Below are 14,168 nucleotides of genomic sequence, written 5' to 3'. Positions count from 1 at the left end.
GGGTAAACAAATGGCACTGGAAGACGCAAAAAACCAGGTGGACGAAGCGTTCACTAATCCCGATCTCAAAGGGTTGTCTTATGAGAACACTTTTGGCGGAGCGACCTCGTTCCTGCGGCGGCTTTATACCAAAGATCTGGACGGGGTGGACATCGCCGTGACCGGTGTACCCTTCGATCAGGCTGTCACCAACCGCCCCGGAACGCGCCTTGGCCCACGTGCGATCCGCGAGGCCAGCGCTCTGCAATCGCCCGATGCGCCCTATGGCTGGCCTTTTGATGCGCTCAGCGAACTCGCCATCGTGGACTACGGAGACATGGCTTATGACTATGCCAATATTCCGGCCTTTCCCGACACACTGACCGATCATATCCGCACCATTCTGGCGGCCGATGTAGCGTCTGTCACGCTGGGCGGGGACCACTATATCAGTTTCCCGATCCTGAAAGCCTATGCCGAGAAATACGGGCCGATGTCGTTGCTGCAATTCGATGCGCATACAGACACCTGGGCCGATGATGATATGTCCCGCGTTGATCACGGAACAATGTTCTACAAGGCAGTAAAGTCTGGGATCGTAGACCCAAAGCGGTCCGTTCAGGTGGGCATTCGCACCACCAATGAGGACACATTGGGCGTCAACATCATCGACGCGCGCGAGGTCTATGAATCCGGCCCAGCCGCGGTCGCGCAGAAGATCAAAGGAATACTGGGTAACAGCCCAGTCTATCTGAGCTTTGACATCGACGGGCTGGACCCTGCCTTTGCGCCGGGCACCGGCACGCCGGTCTGGGGCGGGTTAAGTTCCATTCAGGCACAGATCATCCTGCGTGACATTGCCGGGATTAACATCAAGGGCGGAGACGTGGTCGAGGTCTCTCCGCCTTTCGACACGTCGGGTGCAACAGCGATTGCCGGGGCGCATGTGGCGACGCAGATCATCTGTCTGCTGGGCTGGGGCAAGTTGGCAAATGCGAAAGAGTAAACCCGTTGGGATACGCGTTAACTTCTGGTTAGCCATACTTCCGGTATGTGCTGGAAGACGTGAAAAAAAGGATGGGGCGGCACGCGCATGACAGAATTCAACCAACCGGTCAGTGGCAATGACTTGGCGCGATTTTCGGGGCCGAACACGTTTATGCGCCTTCCGCAGGCCGCTTCACTGGCAGGGCTGGACGTAGCGGTACTGGGGATTCCGATGGATATCGGCACCTCGTGGCGGTCGGGCACACGATTTGGCCCGAAACAGATCCGCAGCGAAAGCGCGATGATCCGGCCCTATAACATGGCCACGTCTGCGGCCCCGTTCGAAAGTCTGCAGATTGCCGATATTGGCGATCTGGCGATCAATACCTTCTCATTGTCGGACAGCCTGAGGATCATCAAAGAAAGCTATGATGCGATACTGGCAAAAAATGTGATCCCGGTCGCGATGGGGGGAGATCATTCGATCACATTGCCGATCCTGCGGGCGATTGCGGCAAAGCACGGGCCGGTGGCGCTGGTGCATGTGGATGCCCATGCGGACGTGAATGAAGAGATGTTTGGCGAAAAGGAAACCCACGGCACCGTTTTTCGCCGCGCGTATGAAGAGGGGCTGATCGTTCCCGACAAGACCTTTCAGATCGGCATTCGTGGATCTGGCTACGCGGCCTCAGACTTTACCGAGGCCAAGGATTGGGGTTTTCGCCAGTTTCCCGCCTGGGAGCTCTGGCAGCAGAACCTGACCCAAATCGGCTCGCAGATTCGCAAGACCATCGGCGAGCAACCGGTTTATATCACCTATGACATCGACAGCTTGGATCCTGCTTTTGCTCCGGGCACCGGCACACCCGAGATTGCGGGGCTGACAACACCACAAGCACTGCAACTGATCCATGCGCTGCAGGGGGTGAACGTGGTGGGATGTGATCTGGTCGAGGTCTCTCCGCCTTATGATCCGTCGGGCAACACGGCGCTTACAGCGGCGAACCTGATATACGAGATGCTGTGCATCCTACCGGGGGTGACGTCACGGTAAAGCGGGGCGGAATGGCTTGTCCCGGCGCTTGATCCGCATAGGGTTTCTCCAAAAGGATAATGCGGGATGAAAAAGATGGTTCTTTGGGGAGTATTCGCGCTTGTGATCGGGCTGGGCGCCTATATCCGACTGGCCCCATCCGACCCCGCGCACTGGAACATTGCGCCGGTCGCACCCGTGGATCAGGACCTGCCCGGCGGTGTGGTGCGCGTTGTCGAAACCGGTCCAGACGGGTTGCAGCGGCTGGACCAGATCATCCGCGCCACGCCCCGCACATCGGTGTTGGCAGGTTCCGTCGATGCAGGCATGATCACCTATATCACCCGCACGAAATGGATCGGCTTTCCCGACTACACCACGGTTCAGCAGGACGGCAACTCTCTGCGCGTTCATGGCCGCTTGCGGTTTGGGCGCAAAGACTTTGGCGTGAACAAGGCGCGGGTTGATGGGTGGTTGAAACAGATGTGACTTTGCGCCTGTGGTTTAAGACGCCCCGTCCGGTGCTGCGTTTCCAAGGGGTGTACTTTGCAACCTTGATGACAGGCACCCTTCCTGAACCTCTCGCCACATTGGAACGTTCAGCGACATCTGACATTGCGCGGTAAACATGCGACCATCGACCTGCAGGCAGATCATCTCGCCCAACTCGATGCGAGACCCCGATGTATCGGTGCAATAGCAATCGCGGGTTTTACCGTCCGGGCCGACGTAATCGGCGAAAACCGGCGTGGATGTCAGCAGTAAAGCAAGCAAAATCCGTTTCATGACAGCGAGCTTAGCATGACGTTGCCCTTGACCAAAGCCCCGGGATGAGAGACACCGCCCGGATGATCCCTGAAGAACGTCTTGAACAGATCACCCAGCGTTTTCAATACCTCGAAGCAGCCATGGCCGATGGCGCGTCGGGGGGCGATATTGCGACGCTGGCCAAGGAATACTCCGACCTCAAGCCGGTGGTTGATCAGATCATGGCCTGGCGTCAGCTGGTCGCGGATTTGGCCGAGGCCGAGGCGATGCTGGCCGACCCGGATATGAAAGAACTGGCCGAAGAGGAAATTCCTCAGTTGCAGGCCAGTATTCCGGCGGCGGAACAAGCCCTGCAGCTGGCGCTGCTGCCAAAAGACGAAGCCGATGCGCGCCCGGCGATGCTGGAAATTCGTCCTGGGACCGGTGGGGATGAGGCCGCTTTGTTCGCAGGTGACTTACTGCGCATGTACCAGCGCTATGCCGAGGCGCGGGGCTGGCGGTTTGAGATCATCGAGGAACAGGCTTCGGATTTGGGCGGCATTAAAGAGGTCGTGGCCCATATCAAGGGCGACAATGTGTTTGCCCGGATGAAGTACGAATCCGGTGTGCACCGCGTGCAGCGCGTGCCCGAGACGGAAAGCGGTGGGCGCATTCATACCTCGGCTGCAACCGTCGCGGTTCTGCCGGAGGCCGAGGATGTTGACATTCAGATCGACGCAAATGACATAAGAATCGATACGATGCGCAGCTCGGGCGCGGGCGGGCAGCACGTGAACACCACCGACTCGGCGGTGCGGATCACGCACCTTCCGACAGGGTTGGTTGTAACGAGTTCCGAGAAGTCTCAGCATCGAAACCGCGAGATTGCCATGCAGGTGCTGAAGACGCGGCTCTATGATCTGGAGCGGCAACGGATCGACAGTGAACGCTCGGCAGATCGGGCCAGTCAGGTGGGCTCGGGCGACCGCTCGGAACGTATTCGCACCTATAACTTCCCACAAGGTCGCATGACGGATCACCGGATCAACCTAACGCTCTATAAGCTTGATCAGGTGATGCAGGGCGATCTGGATGAGGTTATCGACGCGTTGACGGCTGATGATCAGGCGCGGCTGTTGGCCGAGATGGCGCAATGACCGGCCTGCAAACAGCGGCACAGGCCATGGTGGCGGCAACGGCCCGTTTGCGGGCGGCTGGCGTGGATGATCCTGCCCGGGATGCGCGCCTGCTGCTGGCCCACGCGGCGCGTATTGAAGCCAGCCGGGTGACACTGATTGCACCGGAAGAGTTGCAGCCCGAGATTGCCGAGCGTTATGACCAATTGATCTCGCTTCGCGCCATTCGGGTGCCGGTTTCACATTTGTTGGGCGAGCGCGAGTTTTATGGGCGCAAATTTCGGGTCAGCCGAGATGTGCTGGACCCACGCCCCGAAACTGAAACTTTGATAGAAGCAGCCCTGAGCGCGCCGTTTGATCATGTTCTGGACCTCGGTGTGGGGTCGGGGTGCATTCTGATCACGTTGTTGGCCGAGCGCACCAGTGCCTCAGGTGTTGGGGTCGATCTGAGCGAGGCGGCCTGTCTCCAGGCCAGCGCCAACGCCGTTGAGCATCATGTAGAGGGGCGGGTTGATGTTGTACGTTCAAACTGGCTTGAGAACATTGATGGTCAATTTGACCTTATTGTTTCCAATCCCCCCTATGTCTCGGTCGAGGAAATGGCTGATCTGTCGCCGGAGGTGAAAGAGCACGAACCACGCATGGCTTTGACCGACGAAGGTGACGGGCTGGGCGCTTATCGGCGGATCGCTGCGTCGGCCCCGGATTTCCTGTTGCCGGGTGGGCGGATTCTTGTGGAAATTGGCCCAACGCAGGCAAAAAAAGTTGGCGCTTTGTTTGATGCGGCGGGGCTTGTTGATGTCCGGGTGATCCCTGATCTGGATGGGCGCGACCGTGTGGTTGGCGCAAAAATGCCGGGTTGATCGGCGAGATTGCGACCAAAAAGCGCTGCCCAGACTAAAAAAGCTGGTGAAAACCCGAGATTCCTCTTGTCTGCGCGCTCAGGACATGTTTACTCAGGATTAGTCGGCGAGGTTGATGCTGTTGCAGCTCACCCCTGACGCCAAGCCCAAAAAAGTCGAGATCCCGTCACGGCAAACGCCTCAGAGCAGTGCAAGAAACGGGTGGTTCGACAGCGAATTGACAAGGCTGACGTAAAGTAAGATGAGATCTTCCAAATCCCGCTCGCGGGCCAAGAATAACCGCAATCGTCCCTCCGGCGGCAACGTCGTAAACCGTGTTTTTGATAGCTCGGGCCCCGAGGGCAAGGTGCGTGGCACGCCGCAGCAGATCATTGACAAATACAACCAATTGGCTCGTGACGCGCAACTGTCCAATGACCGCGTGGCCGCCGAGAACTTTCAGCAGCACGCCGAGCATTATCTTCGGATGCTGAGTGAAGCGCAGCGCGAAATGGAAGCCCGCCGGGAAGAGCAAGAGCGCCAAAACCGCGAACGCCAGGCAGAGCGTGATCGCGAACGCGCCGAACGGCAGGAACGCGAAGCCGCCCGTCAGGCCGACCCGGCCGAAGCGCCGCAGCCGGATGTGATGGATTTTGCGGCGCCCGAGGCAACGCCGGAAAGCGGTCTGGTCGAGACACCGGAAAGCAAAGGCGCCGAACCTCCGGCACAGGAGAAAAAGGAAAAACCTGCGCGCAAACCGCGCACACGTAAGCCCAAACCGGCGCCAGCGGCGGAAGATGCCCCCAAAACCGATGGGGACGCACCGGAAGCGGCTGAATAAGCAAAAAAGCGGTTTGAACAAAAGCCCCGGTAGAGCCGGGGCTTTTTTGTTTTCAGGTCTTTTGAACTTCGCGGGCCAGCGCGCAGAATGCTTCTAGCGGGACCTGTTCGGCGCGTTCCGTGGGCTGAATTCCTGCCGCCAGCAAACGGTCTTCGATATCGGGGGCCACGCCCTTCAATGAAGCTCGCAACATCTTGCGGCGTTGATTGAAGGCCGCAGCCACAACGCGGGACAAGGTGGCAGCATCGGCGGGATAGCGGGGCTTGGGCAGGGCGGTCAGGTGAACCACGGCGCTGGACACCTTGGGCGGTGGGGTGAAAGCGCCCGGGGGCAGCGACATGGCGATGCGCGCCTCGGCCCGCCATTGAGCGAGGATGGCAAGACGTCCGTATGCTTTGCTGCCGGGTTGGGCGACGATGCGTTCAGCCACTTCGCGTTGGAACATCAGCGTCAGGCTCTGCCAAAAAGGTGGCCACTCAGGTGGTGTTAGCCAACGGACCAGCAATTCGGTGCCCACGTTATAGGGCAGGTTGGCGGCAACACGGATCGGCGGTGTAAGGTGTTCCAGCGGATTGATTTCCAGCGCATCGCCGTTGATGACCTGAAGCCGTCCGGGATAAGCGGCGGCGATGTCGTTCAGGGCAGCAATACAGCGCGTGTCTTTTTCCACTGCCACGACCTTGCGCGCGCCTTCAGACAACAGCCCGCGTGTCAGGCCGCCGGGGCCAGGTCCGATTTCCAGCACATCACATTCTGTCAGGTCCCCGGCCTGGCGGGCGATCTTGGCGGTCAGGTTGAGGTCCAGTAGGAAGTTCTGACCCAGCGATTTGCGTGCTGAAAGCTGATGGGTTGCGATGACCTCGCGCAGCGGGGGAAGATTGTCGATAGCGCTCATGATCCAATTACCGTGACGCAAGGTGGAGGGAGTACGCCAGAGATTTTTTGCCTCCGGCGGAGGTATTTTCAGCCAGGTGAAGGGTCAAGTGCCATTAGCCATGCGTTGGGCAAGTTTCAGAGCTTCGATCAGGCTGGTGGGTGTAGCGATGCCCTTCCCGGCAATGTCCAGTGCGGTGCCGTGATCCGGGGAGGTGCGAATGAAGGGTAGACCGAGTGTCACGTTCACGCCAAGGTCGAAATCCAGCGTTTTGATAGGGATCAGGGCCTGATCGTGATACATCGCAATGGCCGCGTCATAGCGGGCGCGAGCAGCCGCGTGGAACAAAGTGTCTGCTGGGTGGGGGCCTGTAAGAGTTGCTCCGTCCGGATCAAGTTCAGCTATAAGCGAAGTAATCCAGTCGCCTTCCTCGGTGCCCATTTTGCCACCTTCGCCTGCGTGGGGGTTGAGGCCAGCGATGGCGATGCGTGGGCTATCGATTCCGAACTGGTCACGCAGGCCACGCGCAGTGATTTGAATCGTTTCGCGCAGTAGGTCAGGGGTCAGGGCCGCAGGGACCTGAGAAAGTGGAATATGGATAGTGGCGGGCACGACCCGCAGTTGATCGCTGGCCAGCATCATCACGACCCTTTTCGTGCCAGAGAGGGCCGCGAGAAATTCGGTATGGCCGGGATAGGTGAACCCAGCCCCGTCGATCAGAGCTTTTTTGTGGATAGGCGCGGTGCAAAGCGCGGCTGCATCGCCCGTTTTGACCAACTCAACACCCGTTTCGATGGCATCAATCACCGAGGGCGCGTTGGCGGGGTCGGGTTGGCCGGGCACGTTGGGGGCCGGGAAATCCAATTGCAGGACCGGCAGTGCCTGCTCGCAGGAGGCAACGGCCTGAGATGGGTGTTCGATTTGCGCGACAGGCGTGTCAGCAGGCAGGTGGCTGACATCTCCGATATAGAAAAACGGGCAAGTGCCGCGAAGCTCGGCCCAGGCTTTGGCAGCGATTTCAGGGCCGATCCCGGCCGGTTCGCCGCAGCTGAGCGCAATCGGACGTGTCATTCCTGAATGATGACGGCATCGGCCCGCAGCTGTTCCACCAGGCTTTCGGCAAATGCCTGAAGGCGCTGTTGGGCTAGGGCGTTTGCCACATCCGCGCGTGAGGTGTTTTCACCCAGATCGCGCGTGCGGTTGCACAGCATCAGGAACATCAGCGTCTGGCCGTTGTTGCGGGTGAGGTTGGTCGATACCTCAAAGCGGTCCAGCTTGGCCAATTCGACGGCAACGTCACGCGGTACCTGGGAAGGGGCGGCGTCGATGCGTTCCAATACTTCGGAGGGCTGATCTTTGGCGATGCCGTACAGGTCATCACAGGTGTCGATCTCTTCCTTCAGGCGTGCGGCTTGTGACAGAGCGTCGGCGCTGCGCCCTCCGGCGATGTAATAGATTGCATAATCCAGCGTCGAGATTGGAGCTGCCGAAGTTGCAACTTCACGCAGGCCACGCATCTGGAACAGGGCCACAGCATTGGGCAGCGAGATCGGTTCGGTAATCTCGCCGTTTTGCAGACGCAGGATGACCGGTTGCAGGGCGGGGGGGAGGTCGGTGATGTTCAACCATTCCAGCCGACCGCCCTGATCGCGGGTGGCCGCGGCCGAATACTGTGCGGCGGCGGCTGAAAAGGCATCAATGCCTTCCAAGCGCGAGATTTCCTGAGCCAGAAGCTCGGTCTGAGCAACGGTTTGCTGGTTCACCGGGATGATAATTTCCGACAAAAGGACCTGAAGGCCACCGCCTCCGGTCTGCCCCAGAGCGCGGTCAATTTCATCCTCAGTGGGGCGGGCCTGAGACAGATAGCGTGAGCTGATATAGTCGCGCCAGGCCAGCTGGTCCGCCACATAGTCGCGAACCGTCTCTGGATCGACGCCCGATTCTCCCAGCAATTTCAAGAACTGTTCTGATGACAACTGGCCCCTCGACGCAAATTCGTCGATGCCCAGTTGAACGGCCTCGGGGGTGGCCTGCACGCCGGCCTCGCGCATGACCTGTTGGCGCAGTTTCGCATCAATGAGAGCGTCTCGCACATCAGCTTCGCTGCCGCCAGGCAGGCCCAACACGTTCAGAAATTGCAGGCGTTGTTCCAGTTCATACCAGGTTACGATGTCTTGGTTGACCCGGATTGCAGGAGAAAACAGGCTTTGTGCCACGGCCTGCGAGCCCGCAATTGCAAAAACTGCGGCGGTGAGAACCGGCGCGGCCGGTTTAAGCCAACCGGAACGAAGAAACCTGGAGAAACCTGATATCAACTGCATCTTCTCTTGTATGTCTTGCCACCGCCTTCGACGGAGTACCCTGTCAGTGACAGGGTAAAGCCGAATTCTGTCGAAGGCTCAATAGTAGATGTTGAAGTAAAGCGCCGGCTTACAGACATGTTAACCTGCACGCATTCGTTGAGGTATGTCACGCCCAAACCCAGACGGATCGGTTCGGATTGGCCAAGATCATAGCGGGCCAGAGCATTTGTCCGCCAGTTCTCGTCGACCTGATACCGGCCTACAAGCCAAATTTCCGATATCTCATCGACGATGTTTTCGGCGGGATCGGGTTCCTGCCAGACATAGCTGCCGGAAATCCTCGCGAACTCGTTCGACCATGCGCCGCGCAATTCAGCTTTGACAAAGCTGAAATCACTGTCGATCAGTCCTCGCCCACTCAGTGACCAGCCATTGTTGGTTCTGATCTGTCCGGCAACCAGCAGATCTGATGTGGTGCCCTGCAACCCCGAAGTCAGAGTGAAGTTCGGATCGGCATCTGCCCGAAACACTTGACCCACGGTGGCCAAGGCCTGCCAGCCGTCCACGCCGTAACGGGCCCAGTTCAGACCAACGACTCCGGTCGCGCCATCTTCGCGCTGATCCTCTGCTGGAAAACGAGAGAGCGCAAGCAGGTTGCCCTGATCAAACTCCTGAAAGGTGCTCTCGTCATTTGGCACATCCGTATCCGAGACATGCGTCCATCCGATCTGAGCAATGGGTTCAAGGAATTGAACTGCGCCGGATTGCTCGCGTCGCGTCGTGGGATAGCGCAGGGTCAGGGCAGCTCTGGGGGTAGAACGCGTGACTTGCGAGGGGAAGTTGCTGTCGTTTCGAATGTTAAACGTATCGACGGACGCGCCCAGAGTTGCATCGGCGCGTAGGCCCGAAGCGAAGGTCCAGCTGCGCAGCCATTCGGCGTCAAACGTGGCGCGGGCGATGTCGCGGCCGATTACATCCACGTCGCTGGTACGCTCATGTGCATGGCCGACAAAGGCCAATCGCACTTCGCCGCCCAACGCGTTGGGAAAGAAACGCTTTTCGTAATTCAGATCGAAAACACGCGACGGAATCTCGTTTTGGTTTTCGCTTTCTCGAAGCGTTTTGTAGTAGATCAGGCTTGTCTTGAAGGCAGTATCACGTTTGATCCGCTCCAAAGCAACTTCGCTTCGCAAACGGTCCGGGTCAGGAAGGCCGTAGTCCACCAGATACGCGTCGTCCGAAGTGGTTTGCACTTGGAAGGTCAGTCGGAAATCATTTTTTAGGTTGAACCAACCGTTTGCGAAAAGGTAGCCGCGATCCTGGTCTGGCTGAATGTCATCGCGCGTATAGGCGCCTTCCAGCTGAATACGCCCGTTCACAAAGGCCTGGCGGTATCTGTAGCCCAACGTTGTTGTTTTGCCTGATACATAAGGTGTCAGTGTCAGGTCCTTGTGGTCCCCGAGTTTGAAGAAATACGGAATCTGCACGCCTGTTCCCAACTGCGACGTGCTGCGGATCGATGGCACAAGAAAACCGGTCGCGCGGTCCAGTGTGGGGTCGGGCAGTCGCAGATAAGGAAAATAGAAGATAGGGTAGTCCAACACCCGAAGCTGCGCGCCTTCGAAATACAACTGCCGTTCCAATTGGTCATGAGTGACGCGGCGGGCCCGAATCTGCCAGATTGGCGGCCTGCCATTGGCGCAGACATGGCAAGAGGTGGCCGAGACTTTGCTGAATTGCGTGTAACGCCCGGCTGTTCGCTTTGCCTGAACAGATGCGATCTGGACCTGTTGTTCAAAGACCATGCGCGCGCCGACCAGCAAACCGTTCTGAATACCGCTGTCCAGCTGTCCCGAATCCGCAAGCAACGTTGTCTGACCGCCCTGATCGATACGGATGGGGCCGTCCAGCGTCAGCTCGCCTGTTTCTCGGTCATATGTGATGCGTTGGGCAGACAGTTTGATGTCGCCCTGAAAGGCCTCGACATTCCCTTCGGCTACCAGCTTTCTTTCAGGCGTAATAAAAACCTTGTCGGCCACCAGCAGCGCTGGCTGTTCCTGAGCCTGTGTGTCTTGTGCCTGTGTCGGGGTGGATTGGGCCACAAGTACAGCGGGCACGGAAAGCGTCACTGCACTGGTCAACACAACATAAAGGAGGCGCCGCATCAGCCATCCTCCGCGTGAAGCAGTAGGCCCAATGAGAGCAGAATAGCGGCAAAGGGCGGTGCCCAGGCAGCGATATATGTGGACAATTGTCCGTTTTCCCCAAGGATTTGCGCAAAGTTGCGAACGAAGTAGACGGCGAAGCCAAGCAAGACCGCTGTCAGCACCGCGATTCCGGTGCCGCCAAATCGGACGTGGCGCATGGTGAAGGCTGCTCCGATCAGGACCATCGAGACCAGAAAGAATGGGCGTGCCAGTTGAACTTGCAACCAAACCTCATATTGCTTGGTCGAAAAGCCGGCCTCGCGCAGGTCCGCGATCAGTTGGGGCAGGTCATAGACTGACACGGAATCCTGTTGCCCGAGCGTATCCAATATGCGCTGGCGGGTCAGCGAAGTCGGCAGTTCCAGGCGGTCATGAACAACGGAACTGGCTTCGGGGTTCTGCCCTTCCTGCATGGTCCAGATCTTGGCGTTGGACAAGACCCACCTGCCATCTTCCAACTCGGCTCGATCAGCGATGATCTGTTGGGTGGGTTTGCCATCGCGGGCGAAGGTAATCACGGTCACATCGTCCAACCCAAGCGAATCCCCGTTAGAGGTTCCGCGCGCATGGATCACCGCTTGACCGTTTTCCGCTGATTGGCGCAGCCATAACCCTTCGCTACTGATGGACAGGGCCGAACTGCCGTTATTCTTGTAGGAATCTGAAAGGCGTTGGAATTCTTCTGAAGTTGCGGCCGCAATCGGATTCAGCAAGGCTACGGCCAGCGCGCCGATGATCAGCGCAAGAAGCACAGGTGCCACCAGCGCACGAATACCCGAGCGACCGGTCGCGCGTGTCACCACCAGTTCTGAAGTGCGCGCAAGCCCGACGAACAGAGCGATCGTAGACAGGATGATCAGCAGGGGAAGCATTTCGCTGATCGCTGCCGGTGTGTTCAGAAGAGTCAGTTGCAGCAACTGCCCAAAAGACAGGTCGTAATCGTCAAACCGGCGAATCTGTTCGATCAGGTCGATGAGAATCATCAGGGTCAGAAAGATGCCGCCAATGACCAGAAAGCTCTGCATGAAACGACGGGCGAAATAACGGTCGAGGATCACGGGCAACACCCCGCGAAGCTTGCAGAACGGGCATACGGGCGGTCCGCGCGCGCGCGGAAATTCCTGCGCAACGGCTTATGCCTGCCCTCTCGTGCCACGTCTTTCTCCCCCGAGCCTGCCGGTTATTTTTTCGAGACCTTAATGCAATTGAGGCCCGGGGAAAACTGCTATCTGGTCAAGCGGTGCTACGCGGGCTAGGTCTTGGGGAACAGAGTTTGAGGAGTTTACAATGAGCAGTCTGGTACCGATCCTCTTTCAAGAGTTCGACTTGGATGCGATGGCGCAGGCCGAAGGCCGGGTGGTCATCATCATTCCGTCCGACGGCAAGATGAACCCCGCTGCCCGTCGGGCCAATCGCCTGACAAAAGGGGCAGTGGCGCGATTGGTCGAAAGTGGGTCGTTCGAAAAAGCCAAAGCCGCTGATGTGATCTCGCTGGCCTGGCCCGCGGGAATGGCCGCCGAGGCGCTGGACGTTCTGGTGCTGCCGCGCCGCCCGGAAGCGGACGAAGCGCGCAAGGCAGGGTCAGCGCTGGCCAAGCTGGCGGGCGGCAAGGACATGCTTTTGATGGTCGGCAATCAGGTGCGCACTGACGAACTTGCTTTGGGCATCGCTTTGCGCAGCTACGACTTTGACGCGCACAAGACCAAAGAAAGCGACAGCTTGGGCACGGTCACGATCAGTCATTCCAAACCGGACGAAGCCGAGGCCGAATTTGCCCCGCTTTACGCAATTGCTGACGGTGTACGGATGACTCGGGATCTGACCAACGAGCCCGCAAATGTTCTGACAACCACCGAATTCGCCGATCGTCTGGTCGAGATGCAGGAACTGGGTCTTGAGGTCGAAGTTCTGGACGAAGACAAACTTGCGGAACTGGGAATGCGCACATTGCTGAGCGTTGGGCAGGGCTCGGACAGCCCGTCCAAAGTGGTCGTCATGCACTGGAAGGGGGGTGACAAGGGCGATGCGCCGCTGGCTCTGGTTGGCAAAGGTGTGGTGTTTGACACCGGGGGTATCTCGCTGAAGCCCGCGGGCGGTATGGAAGAGATGACCATGGATATGGGTGGCGCAGGTGTTGTCGCCGGAACCATGCGCGCGCTGGCCAAGCGCAAGGCCAAGGCCAATGTCGTTGGTCTGGTTGGATTGGTCGAGAACATGCCCTCAGGCAATGCCACGCGCCCCGGCGATGTGGTCAAATCGATGAAAGGCGATACGGTCGAGATCATCAATACCGATGCCGAGGGTCGTTTGGTTCTATGTGACGTCATGTGGTACGCGCAAGAACGGTTCAGCCCCGTTGGCATGATAGATCTAGCCACTCTGACAGGTGCAATCATCATCGGGCTAGGGCACGAGAATGCCGGTGTGTTCTCAAACAACGACACGTTCTGTGATGCCTTCCTGAAATCGGCCAAAGCCGAAGACGAGGGCGCGTGGCGGATGCCGTTGGGCGATTCCTATGACAAGTTGCTGAAATCGCGCATTGCCGACATGAAGAATGTGGGTGGTCGGCCTGCGGGGTCGATTACCGCCGCGCAGTTCCTGCAACGGTTCGTCAAAGAAGAAACGCCCTGGATTCACCTGGACATTGCGGGGGTGGCCTCGGTTTCCGCTGAGACATCTTATGCACCCAAAGGCGCCACCGGTTGGGGTGTTCGCGCGCTGAGCCGGTTTGTGCAGGACAATTTCGAGTAAGCAGATGGGCGCTGTCTATTTCTACCACCTGACCCGCCAGCCGCTGGAACACACCTTGCCGGTGCTGCTGGACAAGGCGCGGCAGGCCGGGTGGAAGATTGCCGTGCGGGGCACCGACCCTGCGCGGATGGACTGGCTGGATGAAAAGCTGTGGCTGGGGCCCGAAGACGGGTTTCTGCCGCATGGCCGCGAAGGTGGCCCCCATGACGCAGAGCAGCCGATTTTGCTGACCACGGGTTCGCAAGCTGCCAATGGCGCGTCCTGTGTCATGGCCGTTGACGGAGCGCTGGTCGAGGCGGAAGAAGTCACCGCGATGGAACGTGTGTGCATTCTGTTCGATGGCAATGACGACATAGCCGTTCAACATGCGCGGGGGCAGTGGAAATCGCTGACCGCTGCGGGGTGTTCGGCGCAATACTGGTCGGAAGAATCCGGACGGTGGGAAAAGAAGGCCGAAGCCTGACG

Annotated in this window: 14 protein-coding genes; 8 read left to right on the top strand and 6 right to left on the bottom strand. The window is 58.6% G+C overall.

Annotated elements, in window-relative coordinates; translation table 11 throughout:
• The first annotated feature begins 10 nt into the window (after positions 1-10).
• From speB (GOV91_RS03360) to GOV91_RS03350, 3 genes are all read left to right on the top strand, one after another.
• Positions 11-985, top strand: coding sequence for an agmatinase (gene speB, locus GOV91_RS03360; protein WP_171234422.1), 975 nt, complete (start codon positions 11-13; stop codon positions 983-985).
• A gap of 87 nt (positions 986-1,072) precedes the next feature.
• Positions 1,073-2,020: an agmatinase gene (gene speB / locus GOV91_RS03355; protein WP_171179843.1), complete on the top strand. Its 948-nt coding sequence runs from the start codon at positions 1,073-1,075 to the stop codon at positions 2,018-2,020.
• 66 nt (positions 2,021-2,086) lie between these two features.
• Positions 2,087-2,488, top strand: a complete 402-nt coding sequence (locus GOV91_RS03350) for a DUF1499 domain-containing protein (RefSeq protein WP_171234421.1) — start codon at positions 2,087-2,089, stop codon at positions 2,486-2,488.
• Between the two features lie 15 nt (positions 2,489-2,503).
• Here GOV91_RS03350 and GOV91_RS03345 read toward each other — a convergent pair whose 3' ends face one another.
• A complete protein-coding gene (locus GOV91_RS03345; protein ID WP_171179847.1) occupies positions 2,504-2,785 on the bottom strand; it encodes a hypothetical protein in 282 nt (93 codons plus the stop codon).
• A 62-nt stretch (positions 2,786-2,847) separates the two neighbouring features.
• Between GOV91_RS03345 and prfA the strand changes: the two genes are divergently transcribed.
• The 3 genes from prfA to GOV91_RS03330 all read left to right on the top strand — a co-directional run bounded on the left by prfA (position 2,848) and on the right by GOV91_RS03330 (position 5,565).
• A complete protein-coding gene (gene prfA / locus GOV91_RS03340; RefSeq protein WP_171180070.1) occupies positions 2,848-3,903 on the top strand; it encodes a peptide chain release factor 1 in 1,056 nt (351 codons plus the stop codon).
• Positions 3,900-4,745 carry a peptide chain release factor N(5)-glutamine methyltransferase gene (prmC, locus tag GOV91_RS03335; protein WP_171234420.1) on the top strand — a complete coding sequence of 282 codons (846 nt, stop codon included), beginning with the start codon at positions 3,900-3,902 and terminating at the stop codon, positions 4,743-4,745. Before prfA ends, prmC begins: the two co-directional genes overlap by 4 nt.
• Before the next feature lie 241 nt (positions 4,746-4,986).
• Positions 4,987-5,565, top strand: a complete 579-nt coding sequence (locus GOV91_RS03330) for a DUF4167 domain-containing protein (RefSeq protein ID WP_171179851.1) — start codon at positions 4,987-4,989, stop codon at positions 5,563-5,565.
• Between the two features lie 52 nt (positions 5,566-5,617).
• Here the strand turns inward: GOV91_RS03330 and rsmA are convergent, their stop codons facing one another.
• The 5 genes from rsmA to lptG form a co-directional block, all read right to left on the bottom strand.
• Positions 5,618-6,460, bottom strand: a complete 843-nt coding sequence (gene rsmA, locus GOV91_RS03325) for a 16S rRNA (adenine(1518)-N(6)/adenine(1519)-N(6))-dimethyltransferase RsmA (RefSeq protein WP_171179853.1) — start codon at positions 6,458-6,460, stop codon at positions 5,618-5,620.
• Positions 6,461-6,544: 84 nt separating this feature from the next.
• Positions 6,545-7,510 carry a 4-hydroxythreonine-4-phosphate dehydrogenase PdxA gene (pdxA, locus tag GOV91_RS03320; RefSeq protein WP_171234419.1) on the bottom strand — a complete coding sequence of 322 codons (966 nt, stop codon included), beginning with the start codon at positions 7,508-7,510 and terminating at the stop codon, positions 6,545-6,547.
• On the bottom strand, positions 7,507-8,760 hold the full coding sequence (locus GOV91_RS03315) for a peptidylprolyl isomerase (protein ID WP_171234418.1): 1,254 nt from the start codon (positions 8,758-8,760) through the stop codon (positions 7,507-7,509). Before GOV91_RS03315 ends, pdxA begins: the two co-directional genes overlap by 4 nt.
• The gene (locus tag GOV91_RS03310; RefSeq protein WP_171179859.1) at positions 8,751-10,907 is read right to left on the bottom strand and encodes an LPS-assembly protein LptD; all 2,157 of its coding nucleotides are present in this window, start codon (positions 10,905-10,907) and stop codon (positions 8,751-8,753) included. Before GOV91_RS03310 ends, GOV91_RS03315 begins: the two co-directional genes overlap by 10 nt.
• Complete coding sequence (lptG, locus tag GOV91_RS03305; RefSeq protein WP_171234417.1) at positions 10,907-12,007, bottom strand: LPS export ABC transporter permease LptG; 1,101 nt, start codon at positions 12,005-12,007, stop codon at positions 10,907-10,909. The genes GOV91_RS03310 and lptG overlap by 1 nt, the downstream gene beginning before the upstream one ends.
• 229 nt (positions 12,008-12,236) lie before the next feature.
• Between lptG and GOV91_RS03300 the strand changes: the two genes are divergently transcribed.
• On the top strand, positions 12,237-13,703 hold the full coding sequence (locus GOV91_RS03300) for a leucyl aminopeptidase (RefSeq protein WP_171234416.1): 1,467 nt from the start codon (positions 12,237-12,239) through the stop codon (positions 13,701-13,703).
• 4 nt (positions 13,704-13,707) lie between these two features.
• Positions 13,708-14,166 (top strand): DNA polymerase III subunit chi, encoded by a 459-nt coding sequence (locus GOV91_RS03295; RefSeq protein WP_171234415.1) that lies wholly within the window; start codon positions 13,708-13,710, stop codon positions 14,164-14,166.
• Positions 14,167-14,168 lie beyond the last annotated feature (2 nt).

The organism is Ruegeria sp. HKCCA6837 (assembly GCF_013034475.1).
Taxonomy (GTDB): domain Bacteria; phylum Pseudomonadota; class Alphaproteobacteria; order Rhodobacterales; family Rhodobacteraceae; genus Ruegeria.
This window is presented reverse-complemented; position numbering and strand designations above follow the sequence as displayed.

Bases quoted from the DNA above. Each gene is read 5' to 3' on its own strand.
- speB (WP_171234422.1), top strand. From the start codon at position 11: ATGGCACTGGAAGACGCAAAAAACCAGGTGGACGAAGCGTTCACTAAT.
- speB (WP_171179843.1), top strand. From the start codon at position 1,073: ATGACAGAATTCAACCAACCGGTCAGTGGCAATGACTTGGCGCGATTT.
- GOV91_RS03350 (WP_171234421.1), top strand. From the start codon at position 2,087: ATGAAAAAGATGGTTCTTTGGGGAGTATTCGCGCTTGTGATCGGGCTG.
- GOV91_RS03345 (WP_171179847.1), bottom strand. From the start codon at position 2,785: ATGAAACGGATTTTGCTTGCTTTACTGCTGACATCCACGCCGGTTTTC.
- prfA (WP_171180070.1), top strand. From the start codon at position 2,848: ATGATCCCTGAAGAACGTCTTGAACAGATCACCCAGCGTTTTCAATAC.
- prmC (WP_171234420.1), top strand. From the start codon at position 3,900: ATGACCGGCCTGCAAACAGCGGCACAGGCCATGGTGGCGGCAACGGCC.
- GOV91_RS03330 (WP_171179851.1), top strand. From the start codon at position 4,987: ATGAGATCTTCCAAATCCCGCTCGCGGGCCAAGAATAACCGCAATCGT.
- rsmA (WP_171179853.1), bottom strand. From the start codon at position 6,460: ATGAGCGCTATCGACAATCTTCCCCCGCTGCGCGAGGTCATCGCAACC.
- pdxA (WP_171234419.1), bottom strand. From the start codon at position 7,510: ATGACACGTCCGATTGCGCTCAGCTGCGGCGAACCGGCCGGGATCGGC.
- GOV91_RS03315 (WP_171234418.1), bottom strand. From the start codon at position 8,760: ATGCAGTTGATATCAGGTTTCTCCAGGTTTCTTCGTTCCGGTTGGCTT.
- GOV91_RS03310 (WP_171179859.1), bottom strand. From the start codon at position 10,907: ATGCGGCGCCTCCTTTATGTTGTGTTGACCAGTGCAGTGACGCTTTCC.
- GOV91_RS03300 (WP_171234416.1), top strand. From the start codon at position 12,237: ATGAGCAGTCTGGTACCGATCCTCTTTCAAGAGTTCGACTTGGATGCG.
- GOV91_RS03295 (WP_171234415.1), top strand. From the start codon at position 13,708: ATGGGCGCTGTCTATTTCTACCACCTGACCCGCCAGCCGCTGGAACAC.